This is a genomic window from Pseudomonas protegens (assembly GCF_003732485.1).
In the GTDB taxonomy this organism is placed as follows: Bacteria; Pseudomonadota; Gammaproteobacteria; order Pseudomonadales; family Pseudomonadaceae; genus Aquipseudomonas; species Aquipseudomonas protegens_B.
Window position 1 is genome coordinate 25,653 of record NZ_MOAK01000048.1, and the last position, 1,463, is coordinate 27,115.

Annotated in this window: 1 protein-coding gene and 1 pseudogene; one reads left to right on the forward strand and one right to left on the reverse strand. The window is 60.0% G+C overall.

Features of this window, described 5'->3' with window-relative positions:
* Positions 1 to 346: pseudogene (locus BLX41_RS35130) on the reverse strand (hypothetical protein); the annotation flags it as partial.
* Positions 347 to 461: 115 nt separating this feature from the next.
* Between BLX41_RS35130 and BLX41_RS35135 the strand changes: the two are divergent.
* Positions 462 to 1,463 (forward strand): transglycosylase domain-containing protein (locus tag BLX41_RS35135; RefSeq protein WP_259744744.1); only part of this gene is annotated, 1,002 nt, incomplete at its 3' end.

A 1,463-nucleotide genomic window follows, 5' to 3' on the forward strand; every position in this document is an offset into this window, starting at 1 on the left:
TGAGCAACTGGCTTTGGGGGAACTGGCGCATTTTCAGCGCGTATTCGATGACCGGGCCGCTGCCGCCCAGTTCCGGGGCTTCGGCGCTACCGGTGATCGGCAGGACTTCCAGGTACAGGTCCTGGGTCAGACGCTGGTTCAGGCGCAGCTCTTCACCGCAGAAATGCGCCCGGGCATCCAGACTGGTGAAATCGAGGAAACCGAAGTTCACCGGCTTCTTCACTTTATAAGCAAAGGGGCCGGTGAGCAGTACCCAGGAGATGTGGGTTTCGATGACCTGAAACCCTTCTACGGGATGAGGATACAAAGCGGGGTTTTGCAGGGCGGCGATCAGTGACTGGCTCACAGGCGATCCTTCAGAGTCGGGAAAATCGAGGGCGTCATTATGGCCGCTGGGAGGGGTAACGCAAACCTCGGGTGGCGCATGTTGAGGATGAATAAAGTGCGTATAATCCGCCGCCATGACTCGTACCCGATCCCCTCGTTCCGCTAAAAAAACTCCCTCTGGTGGCCTGCGCCCCTGGCTGGGCTGGGCGCTCAAGCTCAGTCTGGTCGGCTTGGTGGTGCTCGCCGGCTTTGCGGTTTACCTCGATGCTGTGGTCCAGGAAAAATTCTCCGGCAAGCGCTGGACCATCCCGGCCAAGGTCTATGCCCGGCCGCTGGAGCTGTTCGTCGGACAAAAGCTCAGCAAGGACGACTTCCTGACCGAGCTCGATGCCCTGGGCTATCGTCGCGAAAGTGTCGCCAACGGCCCCGGCGCTGCTGCGGTCAGCGGTAACACTGTCGACTTGAATACCCGTGGCTTCCAGTTCTATGAGGGATTGGAGCAGGCGCAGCCGGTTCGCGTGCGTTTCTCCGGTGACTATGTGGCGGAGCTGTCCGGCAGCAAGGGCGCCAAGCTGGCGGTCGTGCGGCTGGAGCCGTTGCTGATCGGTGGCCTGTATCCGAAAAACCTGGAGGACCGGATCCTGATCAAGATCGATCAGGTTCCACCCTATCTGCTGGAAACCCTGGTGGCGGTGGAAGACCGTGACTTCTATTCGCACTTCGGGGTATCGCCGAAGTCGATTGCCCGGGCGATCTGGGTCAACACTTCGTCGGGCCAGATGCGTCAGGGCGGCAGTACCCTGACCCAGCAATTGGTGAAGAACTTCTTCCTGACCAATGAACGCAGCCTGTCGCGCAAACTCAATGAAGCGATGATGGCGCTGCTGCTGGAGCTGCATTACGACAAGCGCGAGATTCTCGAGGCTTACCTCAACGAGGTCTTTGTCGGCCAGGACGGCCAGCGAGCGGTGCACGGTTTCGGCCTGGCCAGCCAGTTCTTCTTCAGCCAGCCGCTGTCCGAACTCAAATTGCATCAGGTCGCGCTGCTGGTGGGGATGGTCAAAGGTCCCTCCTATTACAATCCGCGGCGCTATCCGGAGCGTGCTCTGGAGCGGCGCAACCTGGTGCTCGATCTG